The organism is Streptococcus sp. HMSC034B03, from assembly GCF_001838575.1.
Classification (GTDB): Bacteria; Bacillota; Bacilli; order Lactobacillales; family Streptococcaceae; genus Streptococcus; species Streptococcus anginosus.
Genome location: NZ_KV837633.1, coordinates 39703 through 61701, shown reverse-complemented (window position 1 = coordinate 61701; position 21999 = coordinate 39703). Strand labels below are relative to the sequence as shown.

The following is a 21999-nucleotide window of genomic DNA, read 5'->3' as shown; positions in this document are numbered from 1 at the left end:
AGATGTTATAATAGACAACAAGAAAAATAAAAAAGGAGTTACGTTATGTTGATTATAGATATTATTATCATTATTTATAGTATCTTATCAAGGCGTAGCTACCGTTTTAAAATGGGATAATCATCTCCATTTTTACATGACTCCGCCTTATTCTCATTTGGGATAGGGCGGATTTTATTTTTCAAAAATAAAGGAGTTTTTTATGACAAAAGAAAACACAACCGCATCACTTACCCCTAAATCATTTTTGCATAAAGTTCTAAACGGCACCGCAATTGGTGTTATCGTAGCCTTGCTGCCTAACTGTATCTTTGCCATTATTTTCTCTTTAGACTTTTTCAAAAATAACGCTTTCTTTGCTACTTGGAATGTGGCTAACGTTCTTTTCCAAGCCACTTTATCTGCCGTAATTGGAACGCTGGTTGCCTTGGAATTTAATTTCAAAGGAATGAAAGCTGCGCTTCTGGCAGCCATTGCTTTTGTTAGTTCTGGTACTTCTAGCAAACTAGCTGGAGCAACGGAGTTATTAGGATATCTCCAAAAGCAAAAAGCCTCTGCTGAAATTACGGCAACTGCAAACAAAATGGTTACTGGATTCTACACGACCGGTACAGGGGACATTATCAATGTCATGCTAATTTGTGCCCTCAGCGTCCTCGTATTGCTCTGGCTAGAAGGAAAATTTGAATCTTTTAATTTTGTTCTTCTGCCAATCGTTGGATCGCTTCTTGCGACTGTGGGGTTATTCACACTTCCTTATGTCAAAATGATTTCTAGCTTAATTGGGCAAGGAATCATCTACTTTACGGATCTTCAGCCTTACTTAATGAGTGTTCTCATCTGTGTTACTTTTGCTATCTTAATCGTGGCTCCAATCTCAACTGTTGCAATCGGTCTTGCCATTGGACTAAATGGACTTGCTGCTGGTGCTTCTGCTATGGGAGTCGGAACAACTTGTATCGTCCTTGTTGTTCATTCATTCTTCGTCAATAAACCTGGTGTAACTGCTGCTGTCGCCCTTGGTTCAATGAAAATGATGATGACCAATGTCTTTGAACATCCAATCTCTTATGTTCCTATCATTGCAACTTCTGCTGTAACTGGACTATTGGTTCCCCTCTTCACCATTATAGGGACGCCTGCATCAGCAGGTTTTGGACTCGTTGGTCTGACAGGACTCTTCGCTTCTGTTACAGGCGGACTTTCCATGGGACTGGCAATCTTAGCTTGGCTTGTCATCCCAACAGTCGTTGCCATTCTTTTCCGTCTTCTCTTTGAAAAAGTGCTCAATTTATACACAGCAGATATTTTCAAATTTGAACCTTAAAATGCTTGAAAGTCTTGACAGCACTTGATTTCTGCATTATGATATTAGTAGCATATAAGAAAGAGTGGAAACAATATGACAGTCGCAACTTTTGGAGAAAAGCAAGAAGGTGTTCAATATGTGAATCGCTATGGCGTTTATGCAGTTATTCCAGATGAAAAGCAAGAAAAGATAATTTTAGTGCAAGCCCCCAACGGTGCTTGGTTCTTGCCCGGAGGCGAGATTGAGCAAGACGAAGATCGCTTGACTGCTTTAAAACGTGAACTGATTGAAGAGCTTGGTTTTACTGCTCAAATCGGTCAATATTACGGACAAGCAGATGAATATTTTTATTCTCGCCACCGCGATACCTATTTTTATAACCCTGCTTACATTTATGAAGTAAGCCAGTATGAGCAATCGCAGGCACCTTTAGAAGATTTTAATCAGCTCGCCTGGTTTCCAATCGAAGAAGCTATTTCCAAACTAAAACGTGGCAGTCATAAATGGGGAATTGAAATGTGGAAAAAGAATCATAAAGTATGAGAAATTGTTCACATTTTTTATGAAAAAGTGCTATAATAGGAATAGAATATAGGAGGAAGTCAGATGAAGCTTATTAACACGACAAACAGCCATGCACGCCTTGTACAAAGTCAATTAGAAAGTACAGATGCTACACTAGTTGAGACTTTTTCCGCTGGAAATACAGACGTCGTCTTTACGCAAGCACCTTTTCATTATGAAATTCTGATTTCAAATAAACACCGCGCCATTCGCGAACAAGAAGTTGAAAAAATTCGAGAATTTTTTTTGAAACGAAAAATTGATACAAAATCGATTGATGCTTCTCGAATTAAGACACTCTATTCAACAAACCTCATTGAAATATCCATCCCAACTAAATAAGCCTGTCAAGGCTTATTTTTTTGTTTAAAAAAGAGTGAATTCGCAACTAGGTGCTCAATCCACTCCCGTTTTATTTCTGTCTGACATAGTTCATCATGTCGTATGGTAATGTATTGGCGGTTTCTTTGAGAGAATAATTTTCTAAATTATTGACATTTTGACGGAGAAATTTTGCATAACTAGCTGAAATCAGCTTTTCGTGTTCATATTCAAAAATAATCTTCCGCTCCAAATAATAGCCTCGTAGCATTTCCTTGATATTATTCGGTTTGATACGCGTGATAACCCGTTCAATAAAAGCACTGCTTTCAATAATTGCTGTCTCACGAATGCGCGAATCTTGCAAGAAATTGATAAGCGCAGTATTATAAACACCCTTCAGATTTTCTAAACTCCCGATAATTACTTCTGTATTGGCTAGATACAGTTCGGCAATCTCTTCTCTTTCAGTCTTACTAGGCTTTGCTCTATCTTGATTGAGCCAATTACGGAAAGTAGAGCCAAATGTAACAATCTCATGCAGCAATAAGCGAGTCATTCTGCAAAAGCTGATCAAAAAATAAGTGAAGCGCGAAGCAAGGTTGCGGTTGATTCTTTGCTCCATATTCCATAAATAACGTTGGTAAATGGAATAGGCACGGTTGCTTATTTTTCTTTCTTCGTAGGCTTGTTCCAAGCCGTCACTTTCAATACTCAGCATCAGCAATTGCAAATCTGTCAAATCTTTTTGAACAGATTTTCCTTCCTGCTCTAGGATAAGATGCTCGATTCGTCCATGATAATTATCAATAGCCGCGTAAAGCGGAGCCTTAACTTTGGTATGTTTCAAATCTTCTTCCAATTCTTGGACAACATCATTTAAAATAGCAATATGCATGAGGTAGTCGGATGATTCTTCTTTGTTTTCTGATAAACGAGGTAATATTACAAGCCCTGTCAAAAAACTAAGCAACGTAACCCCAGCCACCAAGAAAAGCAAGAGAGGATACTTTTGTTCTAACGCTGTTGGAATCAAGAGAATGGTCGCAATAGACACCGTTCCTTTCACGCCTGAAAAAGTTAACAGAGCAATGTCTCTCCAATATTTCGACATTCTCTTTTTCAAACGCAGACTTCTCCAGAAATAAAAGCCATAAATCATGACAAAACGAATGGCAAATAGCACAATCGTCAGTAAAAGAATTGTCAGAAGGAGTCGAAGATTATCATAAATCGGACTTTTCAAAATGGGTTCAGCTATCGTTTCTAACTCAATTCCTAAAATGACAAAGACCGCTCCATTCAGCATAAATGTGACAGTTTTCCAAATCGTATCTGTCACGGTATCAACTTGAGCTTCTAATAAAGTAATCCTTTTAAAACGACTAGCCTTAAAAATCCCTGCCACAACCACTGCAATAATTCCTGATACATGGAGTTCTTCGGCCAAAAAGAATGTCAGCAACGGTAAACTTAATTCTAACAACAACTCTCCTGCTGTGTCTGAGGCTCGCACCGTATACAGCAGCTTTTGCAACTGACGATTTAAAAAAGCAGTTAGACCACCCACAATAAAACCGCCAATGATTGAAAGGATAAGTGAGGTGCTGGCTTCCTGAGCTGAAAATTTCCCTGTTGTCCAAGCCGTCAGGGCAAATTGAAAGGCAACTAAACCACTCGCATCATTTAGCAAGCCCTCCCCTTTCAAAATATTTTCTACACGTCTTGGAAAGGTAAAGCGCTCAGATAAGGACGCAAAAGCCACTAAATCAGTCGGACCCAAGGCGGCTCCAACTGCGATACAAGCTGCAAGAGGAAGGGACACCCATAGCCAATGTGACAAAAAGCCAAGACTAAAAGTTGATAGAAAAATAACTGGAAAAATCAGATAAATAACAATCTTCCAATGCTTAAGAATACTGGTAATATCGCTTTCTTCTGCTTCTCGAAACAGTAGCGGTCCAATGATTAAAGCTAGAAACAGCTCCGTCTCTAAATGAAACGTTCCAACTGGAATGAAAAATCCCAAGCCAATCCCTAATAGAATTTGTATGAGTGGCGTTGGCAAGCTTGGAAATAGCTTGTTGGTGGCATTTGAAACAATCAGAACAGATAAAAAGATAATAATATAAAGGAGTAAGTCCACCTTTTCCTCCTTTATTTTTGTTTACAACATTTTTCAAAAAGCATCTTCTGCTCGGAGATCTTTTGCTCTATTTTCGATAAATCGCGATGCTCAATCATTTTTTGGCAGCGCTCCATTTCAAGATTGACTAATTTTTTCTTAATCCGAAGCATTTTTTTGCTCATCTGCGCATCATTTACTTGCTTTGCTAAAATTTCTCCATTGGTTGAATCTAAATATTGACTGCGCAAGCAGTTCAATTTTTCATGTAGATATTGCTTATCCATTTTTCTCTCCACTTAGGTCATTTTCAATTTCTCAATCATCACTAAAAAGGGGGGCTGATTGATTTGGTTGATTGTTTTATAAAGGGCAACAGTAAATTCCTGCTGCGGCAATTGACTAACAAAGTCTAAAACCGCATCCCGCTCTATTTCGCCACCTGTATGCCCATAGTAAATCATGACCGCAATCCGACCGCCAGCTTCTAAACGCTGACATAATTTTTCCAAGGCCTGTATAGTTGTATGTGGCTGGGTAATTACTGACTTATCTGCTGACGGCAGATAGCCTAAATTAAAAATAGCTGCTTTAATAGTTGCAATGTATTGATCCACATTTTCGTGACCTGTTAAAAGCAATTCAACATTGTCTACTTTAGCTTCTGCCAAGCGCTTAGCGGTTTGCTTAATAGCTTGTTCTTGAATATCAAAAGCATAGACTTTTTTAGCTAATTGTGCCAAGAAAAGAGTATCATATCCATTTCCCATAGTAGCATCTACGACTATATCTTCTTTGGTTATGATTTCTGATAAAAAGGCATGTGCCATCTCCAACGGTCTCAACATGTATATCTTTGCTCCTTTGCCCTACAACCTTGCACGCTACCACGACGTTTCATTTCTTGCTCAATCGCATTTAGCACTTCCCACTTTTTGAGACTCCACATGGGTCCAATGAGCATGTCCCGTGGCGCATCTCCTGTAATTCGATGAATGACGATATGTTCAGGGATTATTTCTAATTGATCACAGATAATAGCAACATACTCATCTTGGCTAAGCAACTGCAAGCGTCCTTCATGATAATCTCGTTGCATCCGTGTGTTAGTCATTAAATGCAAAAGATGTAATTTAATCCCCTGAATATCATTGTCTGTCACACAGCGGCGAACATTTTCTATCATCATCTCATGGCTTTCACCAGGCAAACCATTGATTAAGTGGGAAACTATCTCGATTTTTGGAAATTTCCGCAGCCGTTGAACCGTTTCAACGTATAATTCATATGAATGTGCGCGGTTAATCAATTGCGAAGTAGTTTCATAAGTCGTCTGCAGGCCCAACTCTACCGTCACATGCATACGTTCAGATAATTCTGCTAGATAGGCAATCGTCTCATCAGGCAGGCAATCTGGTCTGGTACCGATATTGATACCTACAACCCCTGGCTCATTGATGGCCTGTTCATAACGCTCACGAATAACTTCTACCTTATCGTGGGTATTGGTGAAATTTTGAAAATAAACTAGATATTTTTTGACTTCAGGCCACTTTCGATGCATGAAGGCAATTTCTTTATAAAATTGTTCACGAATCGGTGCTTCAGGAGCTACAATCGCATCACCAGAACCTGACACCGTACAAAAAGTACAGCCACCATGAGCAACCGTTCCATCTCGATTGGGACAATCAAATCCCGCATCAATCGGAACTTTAAAAGTCTTCTCTCCAAATAGTTTTCGATAATAAGCATTCAAAGAATTATAAGGTTTCATAACTTTCATTGTACCACAAAATAAAACAGAACTCGCGCTCGGAGTTCCATTTACACTTTACTAATATCCGTTGGCCTCCATTGGTGTTTTTTTAAATCCACACAGCCATTCGTTTTAAAAGTCACTCCTTCGGCCCAAAGGAGATGTCTCTGCTCCTCCCACGCTGGCGCTAAGCGTCCTGCTGCATTGACCACACGGTGGCAAGGAAATTTTCCATAAAGTTCTGCTTGAGACAGGACGCGACCTACTAAACGAGCATTTCTTTCTCGCCCTATCAAATGCGTAATTTGTCCATAAGTAGCCACTTTTCCTACAGGAATGCAGGCTACAACTGATAAAATTTGATTTATTAATTTTTCATTCAATACTTTATTCATCAGCATTTCCCTTGTGACAACCTAATTTTGTTTTCTTCTAAAACGCCATTGGAAGCGCATCTTATCATAGTATGGAAATTCAATATGCAACATCCCTAAACCTAAGAAAAGACTTCCTAAAACATCTGTTGGATAATGAACTCCTAGATAAACGCGAGATGTCATGATTGTAAGAATGAATACCATGAGTAACACTTGCAGCAAATGTCTGAGATGACGATTTTTCACGCGCTGGCTCACAATAATCACTAACGCCCCAACAACTAACGTCGAAGCCAAGGCATGTCCACTCGGAAAAGAAAATCCACCTTCTTCTACCAAATGTTGAATAGCAGGACGAGGACGTTGATAGACATTTTTCAAAAGAGCCACTAAAATTCCCGTCAAAGCAAGATTTCCAGCCAAAAGAATCGCCTCACTCCACCATTTTTTATAAAGGAAAAGACCAACTAAAACTACAACCCAAGTTATAATAACGGGTATGTTGATTAGACTTGTCACGTTAGAAAAGAAAAATGTCAAAGAATCTGGTAAATCCCCACGCAAAATTGTCTGAATTGGCCAATCAAAGCCTTTTAAATAATTAGGATGAAACTTGACAACATATCCTAAAATCACAAAAAGTAAAAGGGCAAAAGAGCCCTTGGTTAAAAACGTTTGTTTATTTTTCATACTTGATTAAAATTGGTTTCAAAAGCAGATAAATCAGCCAGAAGGCAACTGCAAAAACCACACCTTCTAATAGATTAAATGGAATGACCATTGCAAATAGATAGTTTGCCACGCCCAGAATCTTTGAAATATCAAAATTAGCAAATGTTGCATAGAGTGGAATAGCATAGGCATAGTTGAGAATCAGCATTGCCAAGGTCAATCCGAGCGTCCCCACCACAGAAGCGATTAGAAAACGAACGGTTGTCTGCTCTTTTTTCCAAATCAAAGCAAAAGCAATTACGAAAACAGCAACCGCAATGATATTCATCGGCAAGCCAATATAAGTATTGACGCCTTGATTGTTCAGCAGCAGTTTGAGCACCGAACGAACCAATAAAATGCTCAAAGCACCACCTAAATCCAGCACCACTAATCCCAGTAAGATTGGTAAAATACTGAAATCTAGCTTTAAAAAGCTAGCCCCCGGTAAAATCGGGAAATCAAAGAACATCAGCAAAAATGAAATTGCTGAAAGAATAGCAACAACAGCCATTTTGCGTGTATGTGTCATAACAGGTTCCTCCAATTTATAAAAATTAGAGAAGCTGGAAGGCTTGCTGAAGAACGATTTCTCTAAATCAACGGAACCTTTGAAATAGTATAAGAAAATCTCCTTAAATAAAATTTAAAAGCTGTACTTTTAGACCTTCTTCATTGCCTTTCGTCTTCTCCCATCCAGACTATACTGTCGGTTGTGGAATTGCACCACATCAGCTTACGCTCGCGGACTTAAAACAGCTATCCAGTTGGCAAAGATTTTGTTTTTAAATGAAGTGGCGTTTCAAAGGTACACAAAGAAACTACAACGCTATATAAAAACAAAAGATTGTCAACGGCTGCAAATTACCGCCGGTCGGGAATTTCACCCTGCCCTGAAGACCCTTTAATCATAACAAAAAAAGCCTGCTAGAGCAAGCATTTTATCCGATGTCGTCCATTCTTTTAAGAAATCCTATTTTAATTTGTCATGTGCATAGTGATGTACTAGCTCCAAACCTGCAAAATTCTGTTGCCGCAGGGCTTCATACACCAGCATACAGACTGTATTTGACAAATTCAGACTTCTGACATGTTCATCATTCATCGGAATCCGCAAGGCTTTTTCAGAATGAGCACGCATAAAATCTTCTGGCAAGCCCTTATCCTCACGCCCAAACATGAAATAGTGATTTCCAGCAGTTGCAAAATTTTCTTCCGCATAAACCTTCTCCGCAAACTTAGAAATCAAATACAATTGTCCGTCCATTTTACTCATGAATTCTTCTAAATTGTCATAATAAGTAATGTCCAGCTTATCCCAATAATCCAAGCCAGCTCGTTTCATCTTACGGTCATCAATCGGAAATCCCATTGGTAAAATGATATGAAGAGGCGAATTCGTTGCTGCGCAAGTCCGAGCAATATTACCCGTATTCTGTGGGATTTGCGGTTCAAAAAGAACAATGTGGTTTTGAAATGTTGTCATATGTTATAGCCTTCTCATCTATCTTAGTGAACTGTAATTGCTATCAAGCAAAAAAATAGCCACACTGCCCGGAGTCAAGCTCAGCAGACAGCGTGGTTTAAGGCTCATTAACTTACATCACAACAGGTTTGAGGTAAATCAATGAGGGTACTTTCTTAGTATATCACTTTCTTAGCACATGTCAACAAAAAAAGCTTTATTTTTTCATATTTTCTAGATTTTTATGACGAATTTTCAAGTTTTATCTTTTTATTTTCAATTACTGGACTCTTTTGAATAAAATATCTCTTTTTCTTTCTTCAAAACGATGAAATTTTTGTAAAAAAAGGGTATGATAGAGGGGTATACTTGGGAGGTATAACATGAAAATTATTGTCGTTGGTGGCGGTAAAGTAGGCTCTGCACTTTGTCGTTCACTTGTGGCTGAAAAACATGATGTGATTCTCATTGAGCAAAACGAAGCCGTACTGAATCGCATCACCAAGCGTTATGATATTATGGGCATTGTTGGTAACGGTGCCAATTTTAAAATTTTAGAACAAGCTGATGTAGAGCATTGCGATATTTTCATTGCCATGACAGAGCATGACGAAGTCAATATGGTATCAGCTGTGTTGGCAAAAAGAATGAGAGCAAAAGAAACAATTGTCCGAGTGCGCAACCCAGAGTATTCAAATTCTTATTTTAAAGAAAAAAATATCCTTGGTTTCTCTCTCATAGTCAATCCTGAATTGCTAGCAGCACGCTATATTGCAAATATCATTGAATTTCCAAATGCGCTCTCTGTTGAGCGATTTGCCAATGGACGCGTCAGCTTAATGGAATTTAAAGTTAAGCAAAATAGTGACCTCTGTCAGATGACCATGTCTCAATTTCGCAAAAAATTTGGCAATGTCTTGATTTGTGCCATTAACCGCAATGGACAATTGCTCATTCCAGACGGTGAAATTACCATTTTGCAGAATGATATTATCTATGTCACCGGAAATCGGGTAGATGTCATTCTTTTCCATAATTTCGTGCGACCCAAAGTCATTAAAAGTTTGATGCTCATTGGTGCAGGAAAAATCGCCTACTATCTACTTAATATTTTAAAAAATAGCAAAATCAAACTAAAAGTGATTGAAATCAATCCAAAGCATGCTGAATGGTTTAGCCAAGAATTTCCACATTTGCATATTGTTCAAGGTGACGGTACTGCAAAAGACATTCTGCTAGAAGAAAGTGCTCAACACTATGATGCTGTTGCCACTTTGACTGGTGTCGATGAGGAAAATATCATTTCATCCATGTTCCTTGAAAGCATGGGCGTGCAAAAAAATATCACGAAAGTCAATCGAACTAGCTTGCTTGAAATCATTGACAGTCAGGAATTTTCAAGCATTGTAACACCAAAGAGAATCGCTGTTGACACGATTATGCACTTTGTCCGCGGACGTGTGAATGCTCAATATTCTGATTTACAAGCCATGCACCATCTTGCCAATGGACAACTTGAAACTCTGCAATTTCAAATAAAGGAAGAAAATAAAATGACTGGAAGACCACTTTCCAGCCTCAAACTGAAAAAAGGTGTCTTGATTGCTGCCATTATCCGAAATGGAAAACCTATTTTCCCAACGGGGGAAGACCACATTCAAATAGGCGACCAAATCATCGTCACGACACCAATCCAAAATATCACGCAAATATATGATTTGTTAGAGAGGTAAGCCATGAATAGAAGTATGATTCGTTTCCTCCTCTCAAAATTGTTAATCATTGAAGCAGGGCTGCTACTGATTCCCCTCATTGTAGCATTTATCTATCATGAACCCAATCAAAACCTGCTTTCAATTAGCGCTACAATTGGCATTCTCTTGGCAGTCGGACTTTTAGGTAGTTCTTTTAAACCTAAAAATCATCACATTTATGCCAAGGAAGGGGTTCTGATTGTCGCTTTATGCTGGATACTTTGGTCCTTCTTCGGGGCTCTTCCTTTTGTTTTTTCGGGACAAATTCCCCATCTCATCGATGCTTTCTTTGAGATCAGTTCAGGCTTTACAACAACTGGAGCTTCTATCTTACCAGACGTCTCTGTTTTGTCACATTCCCTACTCTTTTGGCGTAGTTTTACCCACTTAATCGGAGGTATGGGAGTACTAGTCTTTGCTCTTGCTATTATGGAAAATAATAAAAATAGCCATTTGGAAGTAATGCGAGCTGAAGTCCCTGGTCCTGTTTTTGGTAAAGTTGTCTCTAAATTAAAGGATACTGCACAAATTCTCTATTTGCTGTACTTAGCACTTTTCGCTATTTTTGTAGTGATTTATTATCTAGCAGGAATGCCTCTATTTGATAGTTTTATCATTGCCATGGGAACAGCGGGAACAGGAGGCTTTAGTGTCTACAATGACGGAATTGCCCATTATCACAGCTCATTGATTACTTATTTAGTGAGCTTTGGTGTGCTCATCTTTGGTGTGAATTTTGATCTGTATTATTTCCTATTACTAAGAAAATTCAAAACCTTTTTTGGTGATGAAGAATTGCGAACTTATCTCATTATTGTAGCATCTACAACGATTTTCATCTGCCTTAATGTCTTTCATATCTATCAAGACCTCTCTCAAACTTTGGAGATTTCATTTTTTCAAGTCTCTAATATTATTACTACAACCGGCTTTGGTTTTGGAGACACCACGGCTTGGCCACTCTTTTCTCAGTTCATCCTCCTCATTCTTATGTGTATAGGGGGTTCTGCTGGTTCAACCGCCGGCGGTTTAAAGGTAGTTCGTTGCTTAATGCTGGTTCGCATTGCTAAAAATCAAGTATTGTCCACCCTCTCACCAAAGCGGGTATTGACTCTGCACGTCAATCATAGTGTCATTGACAAAGACACTCAGCATAAAATTTTAAAATATCTCGTTTTGTATACGATGATTATCATCTTTCTCATTTTCATCGTTAGTTTGGACAATAATAACTTGATGACAGTCGTCAGTGCTGTTCTTAGCTGTTTCAACAACATTGGGCCAATGTTAGGAACAACTGATAACTTTGCCATCTTTGGTCCTATTTCCAAACTCCTACTCTCTCTTGCTATGATCGCAGGGCGTTTAGAGATTTACCCAATGATCCTGCTCTTTATGCCACAGACATGGTCCAAACGATAGCATATCGCCTGAAAATCGCTGGTCATAAAACTAATATCTCAGACTGTAGACAAACCACCATTTTGGTAGGTTTGTCTTTTGTTTTCTAGAGGAAATGCTCCTTTGGATTGTTTTTTTATTTTCTTTTATCAACTAAGTCATAAATAAAAGCCGTAAGAAACCTGAATTTCCTATGGCTTCGTTTGTCTATTCTTTTGTAAATACAAGATTTTGTAAGTCAACAGTCTCACAATATTAAAATTCAAGAGCAAATATTTTGACAGGGTTAAATTCTGGGTGATAAAATGGTTCAAAATAAAAACGTTTTCAAATAAGAAATAATTTTATTCTGTAGCTTCACCAGATCTATTTATTAACCTACAAATGATTAAGGAGTACAGAACAATGCCTTTAGAAATAATTACTAAAGAAGCATTGAAGCAACATTATCAAAAAACGAAACGGAAATCCTTTATTCAATCCGTAGAAATGTCTATTTTATTGAAAAAAAGAGGATATAATGTTGAGTTCATTGGCTTCTTTGATAACAATCAATTACAAGTATCAGCATTATTATTTAGTACAAAAATGGCAGGTGGTTTATACTTAGAAATCAATTCAGGACCTGTTGTTACTAATTATGAGTTCTTACCTAAATTTTATGAAGAATTAAAAATCTATGCAAGAAAGTTAAAGGCTATAGAGCTGGTTGTGAAACCCTATGATATTTATCAAGTCTTCAATAGTAAAGGTGAGCCCATTAGTACTGAAAAGAAGGAACTTGTATCTATGCTCACCAACCTGAATTACCAATTTGATGGCTTACAAAAGGACTATCCTGGAGGTGAAGGTGATTGGCATTTTGTAAAAGACCTAAATGACTTAATAGAAGAAACATTACTAAAATCTTTTACTAAACAAGGAAAATCATTAGTCAAAAAGGCTAAAACATTTGGTATAGAACTGCATAAACTTAAACGTAATGAGCTTTATAAATTTAAGCAGATTACTTCATCAACTTCTGAACGTCGCAACTATAATGATAAGACTTTAGATTATTATGAAAAATTTTATGATAGCTTTGGAAGCAATGCAGAATTTATTATAGCGAGCATAAATTTCAAAAATTATTTGGAGCATTTACAAAATAATCAGAATGAATTATCTAAAAAGATTAAATTACTACAAGATTATCTTGAAGAAAACAACCATTCCTCTGAAAAAAAATGAATCAATTTCGAGAACTATCTAGTCAATTTGAAACGTTTGAAATACGAAAAAATGAAGCATACCAACTATTAAAAAAGTATGGAAACAAAAGTACAATATTAGCTAGCAGTCTTTTTGTATACACTCCCCAAGAAACGGTCTATCTCTTTTCTGGATCCTATCCTGAATTTAACAAATTCTACGCACCCGCTCTTTTGCAAGATTATGTAATGCGAGAATCAATCAAGCGAGGTATTCCCTGTTACAACCTTTTGGGTATTACTGGTCATTTTGATAGTTCTGACAGTGTACTTTGTTTTAAACAAAATTTCAATGGTTGTGTCCTGAGAAAAATGGGAACTTTTAGATATTATCCTTCCCCGTTTAAACATATAACTATTCAAATAATTAAAAAAATTTTAAATAGATAAATCCTAAAATACCTTCCATAGTTTTGCCACACTTGCTTAAAAAACCATGCAAACCAATATAAAATCTTCATTAGGTGTGTAATCCTAGTTAGCTCTTTGTGATTAGTAATTTATTGTGTTCATCTTAAAAAGCAACAATAATTCTTACTCATTCTACGCTGAGATTGATTTACTATCTACTTCTTATCAGATAAGCTATGATGATTCTATTTAAACACAAAAAAGAATGTTAGAGACAAATTAACATTCCATAATTTTTCACTCTGATTATATTATAGAGAAAGCATTTTTGCACTATTTTAAAGTTTACCGTATAGGAACTAAATGAAACAACAATTTAGTGCGTAGTCTCATCTTCGAAACATGCTACATGTTATCTTTCACTGCGACTGCTACCATTCTAGCTTTGGCACGCACCTGACCCGCTACTGTCATCTCCATTGCCACAATAGCTTTTCTTTGACCTAGTTCTTCAAGTCGAGAGATGACCGTAATTTCCTCATCAATGGGCGTTGGACTTTTATAATCTATTTCCAAACGAGCTGTGATAAATCGTCCAATGACCGTTTCTTCTGTGAAATCTAAGCCCTTATTTTGATGAGCAAACCAGGCTGCTGAAGCGGTACCATGGCAGTCAAAAATCATGGCAATCATACCGCCAAATAGATTAGCTGGAACACCACCGGTATACTGTTGAGCTGGTGTTATCTTGCTAATACAGCTAGTTCCGTTTAGACTAGGATAAGTTTTTAAATGCAAGCCTGACTTATTCTTAGGACCGCATCCCCAACAATGCTGGAATCGCTCACCATAAGTATCTTGAATAGCAATATTTCTTGTTTCCAAAACCATTTGTTCTCCTTTTTAAAATTAAATTTACAAGCGCTTTCATGATTATTATATCAGTCTTTAAATGAAGAGTAAATACGAAGTAGATTCAAGATATTTTAATCGTTCGTCTAAGCTGACTTTATAGAAAAGATAGTTAGATTTCACACAGCGAATGCCTTTAAAACTTTTCAATTTTCATTGAGTATGAAATGAACCGACAACAAAAGGCCAGCAAGAAATATAAAAAACGAGCAATTTTGATTTTCTGTTAGTTAGAATGTCAAAATTATTCGTTTTTCTTATTTGTACTATTAAGTTATAGTATTTTATAAAGAATCTCTGGTTGACCTCTTTATAGAGGATGCGTCTCAACCTTTTTCTTTGTCTTCTGCATAATTGCGCTTCAAACTAAAAACATCTGGTACAGGATCATCTCCTCCTTCTGCCCAAGGATGACAACGCAAAATACGTGCAATTCCCATTAAGACACCTTTAGCACCGTGCTTTTCAATCGCTTGAATCATGTAATTTGAGCAAGTCGGCTGATAGCGACAAGAGGGTGGAAAGGCTGGCGAGATAAACTTTTGATAAAAACGCACTGGTTCGATAAAGATTTTTTTCATCATTTTTTCTTCGTCACAGCTAGGTTATGTAACTGGCTGACCTCTTTTTTATTGAGACGGCGAGCTTCACCCGGACGAAGACCAGTTAAATTCAAATGACCAAATTGCGTACGAGAAAGTTTATCTACTTGCAAACCAACAGCTTCAAACATCTTTTTCACTTGGTGATTTCGTCCTTCATGAATGGTCAACTGAACAACCGAACGATTCTTAACCGGGTCTACTTTCAGAATTTCGTAAACCGCTGGTTTGGTTTTTTTGCCATCAACTTCCACACCTTTGGTCAAGGGACGGAGAACTTCTTTATCAGCCACCCCCTTGACACGAGCTACATAGACCTTATCAATTTCATTTCGCGGATGAATCATCTCATCTGTAAAATCGCCATCATTTGTCAAAATCAAAGCACCTGACGTATCCCAATCAAGTCGACCAACTGGATAGATTCTCTCTGTGACATTTGGCAACAAATCAACTACCGTTGGACGACCTTTGTCATCTGTCACGCTAGAAATGACACCGCGAGGCTTGTTTAAGAGATAGTACACTTTTTCTTCATTGTAAATTGGCTGACCACTGACCTCAACACGATCACCTGACTTAATCGTCGTCGCCAACTCACGAACAACTTGTCCATTCACAGTGACAAGCCCTTGTTTTATCAACTCTTCTGCCTTTCTACGGCTCGCAATCCCAGCATGGGCAATATATTTATTGATTCTCATCCTCTATCCTTTCAGTAAATAGCTGACTTTCTTCTGCTATTAACTCTGTCTCTTCTACTATTGGCAATTCTTCTAAGCTATTGATTCCCATATAATCCAAAAAATAATCCGTTGTCACATAAAGATTTGGGCGCCCTAGCACTTCTTTTTTTCCATTTTCACAAATCAAGTCAAATATCTGCAACTTTGAAATCGCACCACTAGAATTGACCCCACGAATCTCATCCACTTCCATTCTCGTAATAGGCTGCTTATAAGCAATAATGGACAAAGTTTCCAAGGCAGCTCTTGATAAACTTTGATTGATAGGGGCTTTTGAATATTCCCGCAACAATTCAGCAAAATCTTGCTTGGTAACAATTTTATAAGTATTCGACGTCTCTAACAAGGCAAGACTTGAATCTTCATCTTTTTGATACTTTTCTGCCAATTTCTCCAAACTCTGTGTCACTCCCGTAGGAGGCAGAGAGAGGAGTTCTGCCAGTTGACGGACACGCAAGCCGTCCTCACCTGCTACAAAGAGCAAGGCTTCAATCTCTGCTAATTTACTCATTTCTTTTTCCCATTAGATAAATATTCCCAAAATTTTCTTCCTGCACCACTTGAATTTCTTGCACTTTTACCAATTCCAATGTTGCTAAAAATAGAGTAATGACTTCATTTATATCTTTTGTTTCTGAGAAGATCGCTTGAAGAGCAATTTTTTCTTGTAGATGGCAACGATTGCGTATTACATTCATCATGTCTTCAATTTTATATTCGTCTTTGACAATGGTTGTGTGGTTTTGAGCAAATTCTTCTCTTTTTTGTGTCATCAACTTTGAAAAGGCCAGAAACAAATCAATCGTTGTTTTGTCATGACGTAACTCAGCATTTCCATATACCAATTCGATTTTAGGCTTGGAGTAATAAAGAGCCCGTTCTTCATGCTGCTCTGCCATTTTCTCACCTAACAATTTGAATTTCCGATATTCCTCAATTTGAGAAAGCAAATCTTGCTCCAAATCCTCTTCAGTTTCTAAGCTATCAGCTACTTTTGGCAAGAGTTTTCGGCTTTTAATCAACATGAGCTGACTTGCCATAACCATGTATTCTCCCGTCACTTCTAACTTCATAGCCTGAAGCGTCGCCACATAAGCCAAATATTGCTCAATGACCTCTGTAATCGGCACATCATAGATATCCATTTGGTATCTTGACACCAAATGAAGCAATAAGTCCAATGGGCCTTCAAAATCTTTAATTTTTATGTCCATTATCTGTATTTTTCCAACGTCATCATTGTTTTCAAGCCTAAATTGCGCGCAATTTCATATATTTCTACGCCTTTTTCTCGCTGGCGTAAAATATATTGCTCCCGCAAACTCTGAGCTGATAAAGTAGCTTGATTTTTTTCAATCAAAAAAGCCTCTAATTGACGAAAGCCCCATTGCCGCGAATAGCTTTTTCCATTCTTTTCTAACAAGTAAGTTCCTTCCAGAGTTGTTTCCAATTCTCCAATCAATTGGTCTGGAATGGGCACAATGCGCTTTTGACCTGCTTTCTCAATGCGAATAATCTGAAAATCCAGATTGACATCTGCTACTTTCAACTGCAAAATTTCGCTTGGTAAAAGCCCCATTTCTAAAATGAGAAGCGCAATCAAGCGACCGTTGTATTGATTTGTATCTGCATAAAAATCAGACAAATCCAAAATTTCCGCATCGTGTTCTTTCGGGATTCCCACTTTTGGCAACTCCAAACGATAAAAGTCTGAAATCAATCGTTGCTTATATAAATAATGCAAAAATTGATTGACAGCAGATAATTTTCGTTTCTGAACAGAAGGTTTAAAGTCAGCGATAGAAGCCTGATAAATCCGCAGATTGGTCTCTGTAATTTTTGCATGGGTCACATCTACGAATTGCTCCAAATCATAAAAATAAGCTGTTTTTGAATTGTCAGATAAATTTTTTCCTTCTAAAAAGGTTGTTATTTCTTCTTTCATTTTGGATGAATCTCGTATTCATTCGCAAAACTATGCAAAAGAGCATTAACTGCTTTTAGGATAGATTTGCGTGTAATAATTCCTTGAAATGTATTGTCCTGATCAACGACTGGCAAGAAGGACTCATCTACTAACTTATGCAGCACTTCTGTCAATGTAAAATCCGGACCGACTGTCAGGTCATCTTTTTTCGCCATGTGAACAATATCCGTTGTCATAAATTCCTCATCAGGGATTTCATGCTGCATTTGGTAAGACAAGATATCTGTCAGCGAAATAGTTCCAACAAACTTTTTCTGATCTGTCACAACGGGTACTCGCGAATAGGTCATCTGACTCAACAACAAAATAGCATGATCAGCATTGTGAGTATCAATCAAGACAGCTAAGTTTTCTGCCGGTGTTAAAAAAGTATCTTCTTGCTGTAAGAGAAAATCTTCAAATTCTTTGGCAATCATCGAGTAAACTCCTTTGATAGGCGAGAATACAGTTCGTGTTGACGCGTATAATAGTCCACTTGAAATGCATCATCACTAATCTCTACCTTAGCATAAAGTCGCTCATTGATAACACCGCGCGGTTGGCTGATAGAACCGGGATTTAAAAAGAGCGTTTTTCCTTCCATCCACGCATCTGGAATATGTAAATGCCCATACAAACAAATATCTGCATTTACCTCTTGTGCCCAGAGGTCCAATTTTTGAAAACCAAAATTGACCTGTTGAAGATGTCCGTGAGTTTGCGCAATAATGGTGCCGTTTAAGTCTGTCACTAAGCGATCTGGATAGCCACCATAGAAATCCATGTTCCCTGCTACAACGTAAATTCCTTGCCACACTTCGTCATCACTTGGCAGCTCAGAATCACCATTATGAAAAATAGCATCTACTTTTCCGAGATAATAGGTCTTTATCTCTTCTACAATAGCACGATCTCCATGAGAATCACTCATTACGATGATGGTTTGTTTTGCCATGTTGGAAATACCTCCACTAATTTTTGAACTGCTTGAGCTCGATGTGATTGAGCGTTTTTTTCTTCCATTGTTAATTCTGCAGATGTTTTGCCTGTTTCACCTACTAAAAATAAAGGATCATAGCCAAATCCATTTTCACCTTTCGGCTCAAAATTGATATAGCCTGGCCAGTCAGCCTCTACGACCAGACTTTCTTTGTCAGGACTTGCCACTACCAGAGTGGTATGAAACTGTGCAGAGCGATCTTTCAAGTCGAAAACCATTGCTAATTCATGTAGCAATTTTGCATTGTTTTCTAAGTCTGTTGCATCATTTCCAGCAAAGCGAGCAGACCAAACTCCAGGAAGACCACCTAGTGCATCCACTTTTAAGCCTGAGTCATCCGCCAATACCATTTTGCCAGTCAGCTTAGAAATGGTCTCTGCTTTCAAACGAGCATTCTCTTCAAAAGTCATTCCAGTTTCTGCTACCTCTGGCAAATCAGGATAGTCATTCAGGTTTTCAATTTTGTAGCCTAATTTTTCAAATATTTTACGAAATTCAGCAGTTTTTCCTTCATTGCGAGTAGCGACTAAAATCGTATCTCCGACTGTCAAACCTGACAAGTCTTTCTGAGAAAAGAAATCATTCAGCTGAATCCCATTTTTAGGCAAATGCACTAAAACTAACTGTCCCTTTTCCGTAATTAGAATAGCACCTTTATGAAATTGTGCCTGAAACTGTGAATCTTGGTTCTCGTTAATCATTTGCAGGACAAATTGAACAAAAGACATCATGGAGTTATATTGAATCACTGCAACAGAAAAAGACTGCTCTTCAACTACTAATTGACGGAGCTCTTCCTCCATACGACTGAGTTCTTCCGAATCAACATCCTTAAAATGGAAAGTTTCGCCACGAGAAGACCATTCTCCAACATACCAATCTTGGGTATCTTTATACTCATAAATTTTGCTACTCATAAGGTCACATGCTCCACATTTATTTCTTTATTTAACCACGTTTCTGCAATTTCAGCAAAACTTTTCGCATTTGCTGTTGTAAAAAAGCGGTGTTGAGGAAGTTCTCCTTCTCTGCTGTGATTGATTTCAAAATAATTTAGCAAAACAGAAATGTCCCGCACGCATTCTGCTCCACTATCAATCAGTTTCACTGTTGGTCCCATCACATTTTGAATGATTGGTTTTAGTAAAGGATAATGCGTACAGCCTAGTACTAAAGTGTCCACCTTGCCTTTTAAAGGCATCAAGCTCTCATAGACCACTTTTTTCGTAATACTAGACGACAGTTCATTAGATTCTACTAGCGGTACAAATTTGGGACAAGAAAGACTTGTCACCTCCACTTCCGGTAAGAGACGCTCGATTTTTTGCCGATAAATATCTGATTGAATCGTCATTGGCGTTCCAATAATGCCAATCTTCCCATGTTGAGAGGCTTTGATTGCCGCACTAGCTCCTGGTAAAATCACTCCTAAAACTGGAATATCCAATTTTTCTTTGATTTCTTCCCAAACCACAGCAGTAGCTGTATTGCAGGCAAGAACAATCATTTTGACATTTTTAGTTAAGAGAAATTGCACTAATTGCCATGTATATTCGCGAATCTGATCTGCTGGTCTTGGTCCATAAGGCGCACGTGCAGAATCACCGATATAAATCACTTCCTCATGTGGAAGCTGCCGCATCAGTTCGCGAACAACTGTCAAACCGCCCACGCCTGAGTCTAAAAAACCAATTGGTCGATTATCCATAAGTTCTTCTTTCTAAAGAAGGGACTGGGTGCAAGGCCCAAATCCCCATTCAGTTATCTCTTTAAAAATCAAATTTTATACTGTTTGAACAGCTTATTTTTTCTTTTTAGCATTTTCAAGTGCTGCTTTTTGTTGATTTTTAATTTGACGATACACTTGTTGTACCTTTGCTTCATTTGGTTTTTGTCCATTTGCAGATAGCATTGTACGAACCGCATCAATATTCAAACGTGGATTGTCTGCAAATTCTTTTTCAATTTGTTTGCGAACTAGATACATTCCAGCGAGCATGCCACCAAAGAAAGCCAGAATAATCAACAAAATAGCTAATAGTAAATTCATAAATATGTAATCCTCTTTTCCCTTTTTACATCTTCTTATTATATCAAAAATTGTCTATTTTTCAAAATCAAAGCCATACAAAGTTGCGAAGTAATCCTCTGGTATTTCAGCACGCCGAATCATTCGTACACCGCCGTCTTCTTCCAGTAAAATTTCAGCTGAACGAAGTTTAGCATTGTACTGATAACCCATTGAAAAACCATGTGCTCCTGTATCGTGAATCACTAAGGTATCCCCAATATTAGTAATCGGCAGTTCGCGCTGAATGGCAAATTTATCATTATTTTCACAAAGACTGCCGACCACATCCACTATTTCTGTCGGTCCGTCTGGGTGATCCATATTTGTAATATGATGATAAGCGCCATACATAGCAGGACGCAGCAGGTTCACTGCTGAAGCATCTACACCAATGTAAGTGCGATAAGTCTTCTTTTTATGCAATACTTTCGTCACCAATAACCCATGAGTGGCCAGCATAAAACGTCCCAGTTCCGTAAAAATTTTAACCTTTCCTAAACCTGCAGGTATTAAAATTTCCTCATAAACTCGGCGAACTCCTTGCCCAATCGCTAAAATGTCATTTGCTTTTTCTTCTGGACGATAAGGAACGCCTACTCCGCCTGAAAGATTGATAAAATCCAGGTCCACATTGGTCTCAGCTACGACCTCAACGGCTAATTCAAATAGCTGACGGGCTAATTCAGGATAATAATGATTCGTAACAGTATTAGAAGCTAATAAGGCATGAATCCCAAATTTTTTAACGCCCAAATTTTTTAAATCTTTAAATGCTTGGATGAGTTGTTCTTTGGTCATCCCGAATTTGGCTTCTTCTGGAGAATCCATAATATCTGTTCCCAACTCAAATACACCGCCTGGGTTATAGCGGCAAGAAATGATTTCTGGAATGCTCGCCACTTCCTGTAAAAATGCAACATCTTCATAAGCATCAAGATTGATAGTAGCTCCCAATTCACGCGCAAATTGTATTTCTTCTGCAGGCGTATCATTGGACGAAAACATCATGTCATTTCCTGAAAAGCCTACTTTTTGGCTCATCAAAAGTTCTACATAGCTGGCACAATCTACTCCACAACCTTCTTCTTTCAAGATTTTCAAAATAGTCGGATTCGGAGTTGCTTTCACTGCAAAATACTCTTTAAATCCTTGATTCCAAGAAAAGGCTTTCTGAAGCGCACGAGCTGTCTCACGAATTCCTTTCTCATCATATAAATGAAATGGAGTTGGAAATTGAGTTGTGATTTCAGCTAACTTTTCGCGACTAAGAAATGGTTCTTTCATAGCAAGTCTCATACTTTCTTTTCATTTGCTT

Annotated in this window: 25 protein-coding genes, 1 pseudogene and 1 riboswitch; of the genes and pseudogenes, 6 read left to right on the top strand and 20 right to left on the bottom strand. The window is 37.9% G+C overall.

Annotated elements, in window-relative coordinates; genetic code table 11:
• Positions 1-202 precede the first annotated feature (202 nt).
• The 3 genes from HMPREF2634_RS06750 to HMPREF2634_RS06740 all read left to right on the top strand — a co-directional run bounded on the left by HMPREF2634_RS06750 (position 203) and on the right by HMPREF2634_RS06740 (position 2215).
• Positions 203-1327, top strand: coding sequence for a PTS sugar transporter subunit IIC (locus HMPREF2634_RS06750; RefSeq protein WP_021001946.1), 1125 nt, complete (start codon positions 203-205; stop codon positions 1325-1327).
• Positions 1328-1402: 75 nt separating this feature from the next.
• A complete protein-coding gene (locus HMPREF2634_RS06745) occupies positions 1403-1852 on the top strand; it encodes an NUDIX hydrolase (RefSeq protein ID WP_003023676.1) in 450 nt (149 codons plus the stop codon).
• A gap of 63 nt (positions 1853-1915) precedes the next feature.
• Entirely contained in the window at positions 1916-2215 is a 300-nt protein-coding gene (locus tag HMPREF2634_RS06740) for a DUF1827 family protein (RefSeq protein ID WP_003023675.1), read from the top strand.
• 70 nt (positions 2216-2285) lie between these two features.
• On the opposite strand, the gene HMPREF2634_RS06735 is transcribed toward HMPREF2634_RS06740, so the two are convergent.
• The 8 genes from HMPREF2634_RS06735 to HMPREF2634_RS06700 all read right to left on the bottom strand — a co-directional run bounded on the left by HMPREF2634_RS06735 (position 2286) and on the right by HMPREF2634_RS06700 (position 8652).
• Positions 2286-4340 (bottom strand): cation:proton antiporter, encoded by a 2055-nt coding sequence (locus HMPREF2634_RS06735; protein ID WP_070836416.1) that lies wholly within the window; start codon positions 4338-4340, stop codon positions 2286-2288.
• A gap of 11 nt (positions 4341-4351) precedes the next feature.
• Entirely contained in the window at positions 4352-4606 is a 255-nt protein-coding gene (locus HMPREF2634_RS06730) for a hypothetical protein (protein WP_003023671.1), read from the bottom strand.
• 12 nt (positions 4607-4618) lie between these two features.
• Positions 4619-5167 (bottom strand): tRNA 5-(aminomethyl)-2-thiouridylate-methyltransferase MnmM, encoded by a 549-nt coding sequence (locus HMPREF2634_RS06725; protein WP_021001948.1) that lies wholly within the window; start codon positions 5165-5167, stop codon positions 4619-4621.
• On the bottom strand, positions 5161-6105 hold the full coding sequence (locus HMPREF2634_RS06720) for a tRNA modification radical SAM protein MnmL/YtqA (protein WP_021001949.1): 945 nt from the start codon (positions 6103-6105) through the stop codon (positions 5161-5163). The genes HMPREF2634_RS06725 and HMPREF2634_RS06720 overlap by 7 nt, the downstream gene beginning before the upstream one ends.
• A gap of 41 nt (positions 6106-6146) precedes the next feature.
• A complete protein-coding gene (locus HMPREF2634_RS06715) occupies positions 6147-6473 on the bottom strand; it encodes an MGMT family protein (RefSeq protein WP_057489784.1) in 327 nt (108 codons plus the stop codon).
• A 21-nt stretch (positions 6474-6494) separates the two neighbouring features.
• The gene (locus tag HMPREF2634_RS06710) at positions 6495-7145 is read right to left on the bottom strand and encodes a phosphatase PAP2 family protein (protein WP_021001951.1); all 651 of its coding nucleotides are present in this window, start codon (positions 7143-7145) and stop codon (positions 6495-6497) included.
• On the bottom strand, positions 7135-7698 hold the full coding sequence (locus tag HMPREF2634_RS06705) for an ECF transporter S component (protein ID WP_003023663.1): 564 nt from the start codon (positions 7696-7698) through the stop codon (positions 7135-7137). Before HMPREF2634_RS06705 ends, HMPREF2634_RS06710 begins: the two co-directional genes overlap by 11 nt.
• A 148-nt stretch (positions 7699-7846) precedes the next feature.
• Positions 7847-8071, bottom strand: a riboswitch (FMN riboswitch).
• Positions 8072-8139: 68 nt separating this feature from the next.
• Positions 8140-8652 carry a tRNA (cytidine(34)-2'-O)-methyltransferase gene (locus tag HMPREF2634_RS06700; protein ID WP_021001954.1) on the bottom strand — a complete coding sequence of 171 codons (513 nt, stop codon included), beginning with the start codon at positions 8650-8652 and terminating at the stop codon, positions 8140-8142.
• A 362-nt stretch (positions 8653-9014) separates the two neighbouring features.
• On the opposite strand from HMPREF2634_RS06700, the gene trkA reads away from it, so the two are divergent.
• The 3 genes and pseudogenes from trkA to HMPREF2634_RS06685 all read left to right on the top strand — a co-directional run bounded on the left by trkA (position 9015) and on the right by HMPREF2634_RS06685 (position 13426).
• Positions 9015-10364, top strand: a complete 1350-nt coding sequence (gene trkA / locus HMPREF2634_RS06695; RefSeq protein WP_021001955.1) for a Trk system potassium transporter TrkA — start codon at positions 9015-9017, stop codon at positions 10362-10364.
• A gap of 3 nt (positions 10365-10367) precedes the next feature.
• On the top strand, positions 10368-11807 hold the full coding sequence (locus HMPREF2634_RS06690; protein WP_021001956.1) for a TrkH family potassium uptake protein: 1440 nt from the start codon (positions 10368-10370) through the stop codon (positions 11805-11807).
• Between the two features lie 384 nt (positions 11808-12191).
• Positions 12192-13426, top strand: a pseudogene (locus HMPREF2634_RS06685) (aminoacyltransferase).
• A gap of 366 nt (positions 13427-13792) precedes the next feature.
• Here the strand turns inward: HMPREF2634_RS06685 and HMPREF2634_RS06680 are convergent.
• The 12 genes from HMPREF2634_RS06680 to HMPREF2634_RS06625 form a co-directional block, all read right to left on the bottom strand.
• Positions 13793-14278 carry an acyl-CoA thioesterase gene (locus HMPREF2634_RS06680; RefSeq protein ID WP_021001958.1) on the bottom strand — a complete coding sequence of 162 codons (486 nt, stop codon included), beginning with the start codon at positions 14276-14278 and terminating at the stop codon, positions 13793-13795.
• Positions 14279-14625: 347 nt separating this feature from the next.
• Positions 14626-14880, bottom strand: coding sequence for a membrane protein insertion efficiency factor YidD (gene yidD / locus HMPREF2634_RS06675; protein WP_003031659.1), 255 nt, complete (start codon positions 14878-14880; stop codon positions 14626-14628).
• A complete protein-coding gene (locus HMPREF2634_RS06670; protein ID WP_003023648.1) occupies positions 14880-15605 on the bottom strand; it encodes a pseudouridine synthase in 726 nt (241 codons plus the stop codon). Before HMPREF2634_RS06670 ends, yidD begins: the two co-directional genes overlap by 1 nt.
• On the bottom strand, positions 15592-16158 hold the full coding sequence (gene scpB / locus HMPREF2634_RS06665) for an SMC-Scp complex subunit ScpB (protein ID WP_021001959.1): 567 nt from the start codon (positions 16156-16158) through the stop codon (positions 15592-15594). Before scpB ends, HMPREF2634_RS06670 begins: the two co-directional genes overlap by 14 nt.
• A complete protein-coding gene (locus tag HMPREF2634_RS06660) occupies positions 16151-16861 on the bottom strand; it encodes a segregation/condensation protein A (protein WP_021001960.1) in 711 nt (236 codons plus the stop codon). The genes scpB and HMPREF2634_RS06660 overlap by 8 nt, the downstream gene beginning before the upstream one ends.
• Positions 16861-17592 carry a site-specific tyrosine recombinase XerD gene (xerD, locus tag HMPREF2634_RS06655; RefSeq protein WP_003023642.1) on the bottom strand — a complete coding sequence of 244 codons (732 nt, stop codon included), beginning with the start codon at positions 17590-17592 and terminating at the stop codon, positions 16861-16863. The genes HMPREF2634_RS06660 and xerD overlap by 1 nt, the downstream gene beginning before the upstream one ends.
• Entirely contained in the window at positions 17589-18050 is a 462-nt protein-coding gene (cbpB, locus tag HMPREF2634_RS06650) for a cyclic-di-AMP-binding protein CbpB (RefSeq protein WP_003023640.1), read from the bottom strand. Before cbpB ends, xerD begins: the two co-directional genes overlap by 4 nt.
• A complete protein-coding gene (locus tag HMPREF2634_RS06645; protein ID WP_003023638.1) occupies positions 18047-18568 on the bottom strand; it encodes a metallophosphoesterase in 522 nt (173 codons plus the stop codon). Before HMPREF2634_RS06645 ends, cbpB begins: the two co-directional genes overlap by 4 nt.
• Positions 18544-19530, bottom strand: coding sequence for a nucleoside-triphosphate diphosphatase (locus HMPREF2634_RS06640; protein ID WP_003023636.1), 987 nt, complete (start codon positions 19528-19530; stop codon positions 18544-18546). The genes HMPREF2634_RS06645 and HMPREF2634_RS06640 overlap by 25 nt, the downstream gene beginning before the upstream one ends.
• Positions 19527-20321 (bottom strand): glutamate racemase, encoded by a 795-nt coding sequence (gene racE, locus HMPREF2634_RS06635; protein ID WP_003023633.1) that lies wholly within the window; start codon positions 20319-20321, stop codon positions 19527-19529. Before racE ends, HMPREF2634_RS06640 begins: the two co-directional genes overlap by 4 nt.
• A gap of 93 nt (positions 20322-20414) precedes the next feature.
• Complete coding sequence (locus tag HMPREF2634_RS06630) at positions 20415-20663, bottom strand: YneF family protein (RefSeq protein WP_003023631.1); 249 nt, start codon at positions 20661-20663, stop codon at positions 20415-20417.
• Between the two features lie 54 nt (positions 20664-20717).
• Entirely contained in the window at positions 20718-21968 is a 1251-nt protein-coding gene (locus HMPREF2634_RS06625) for a diaminopimelate decarboxylase (RefSeq protein WP_021001962.1), read from the bottom strand.
• Between the last annotated feature and the right edge of the window lie 31 nt (positions 21969-21999).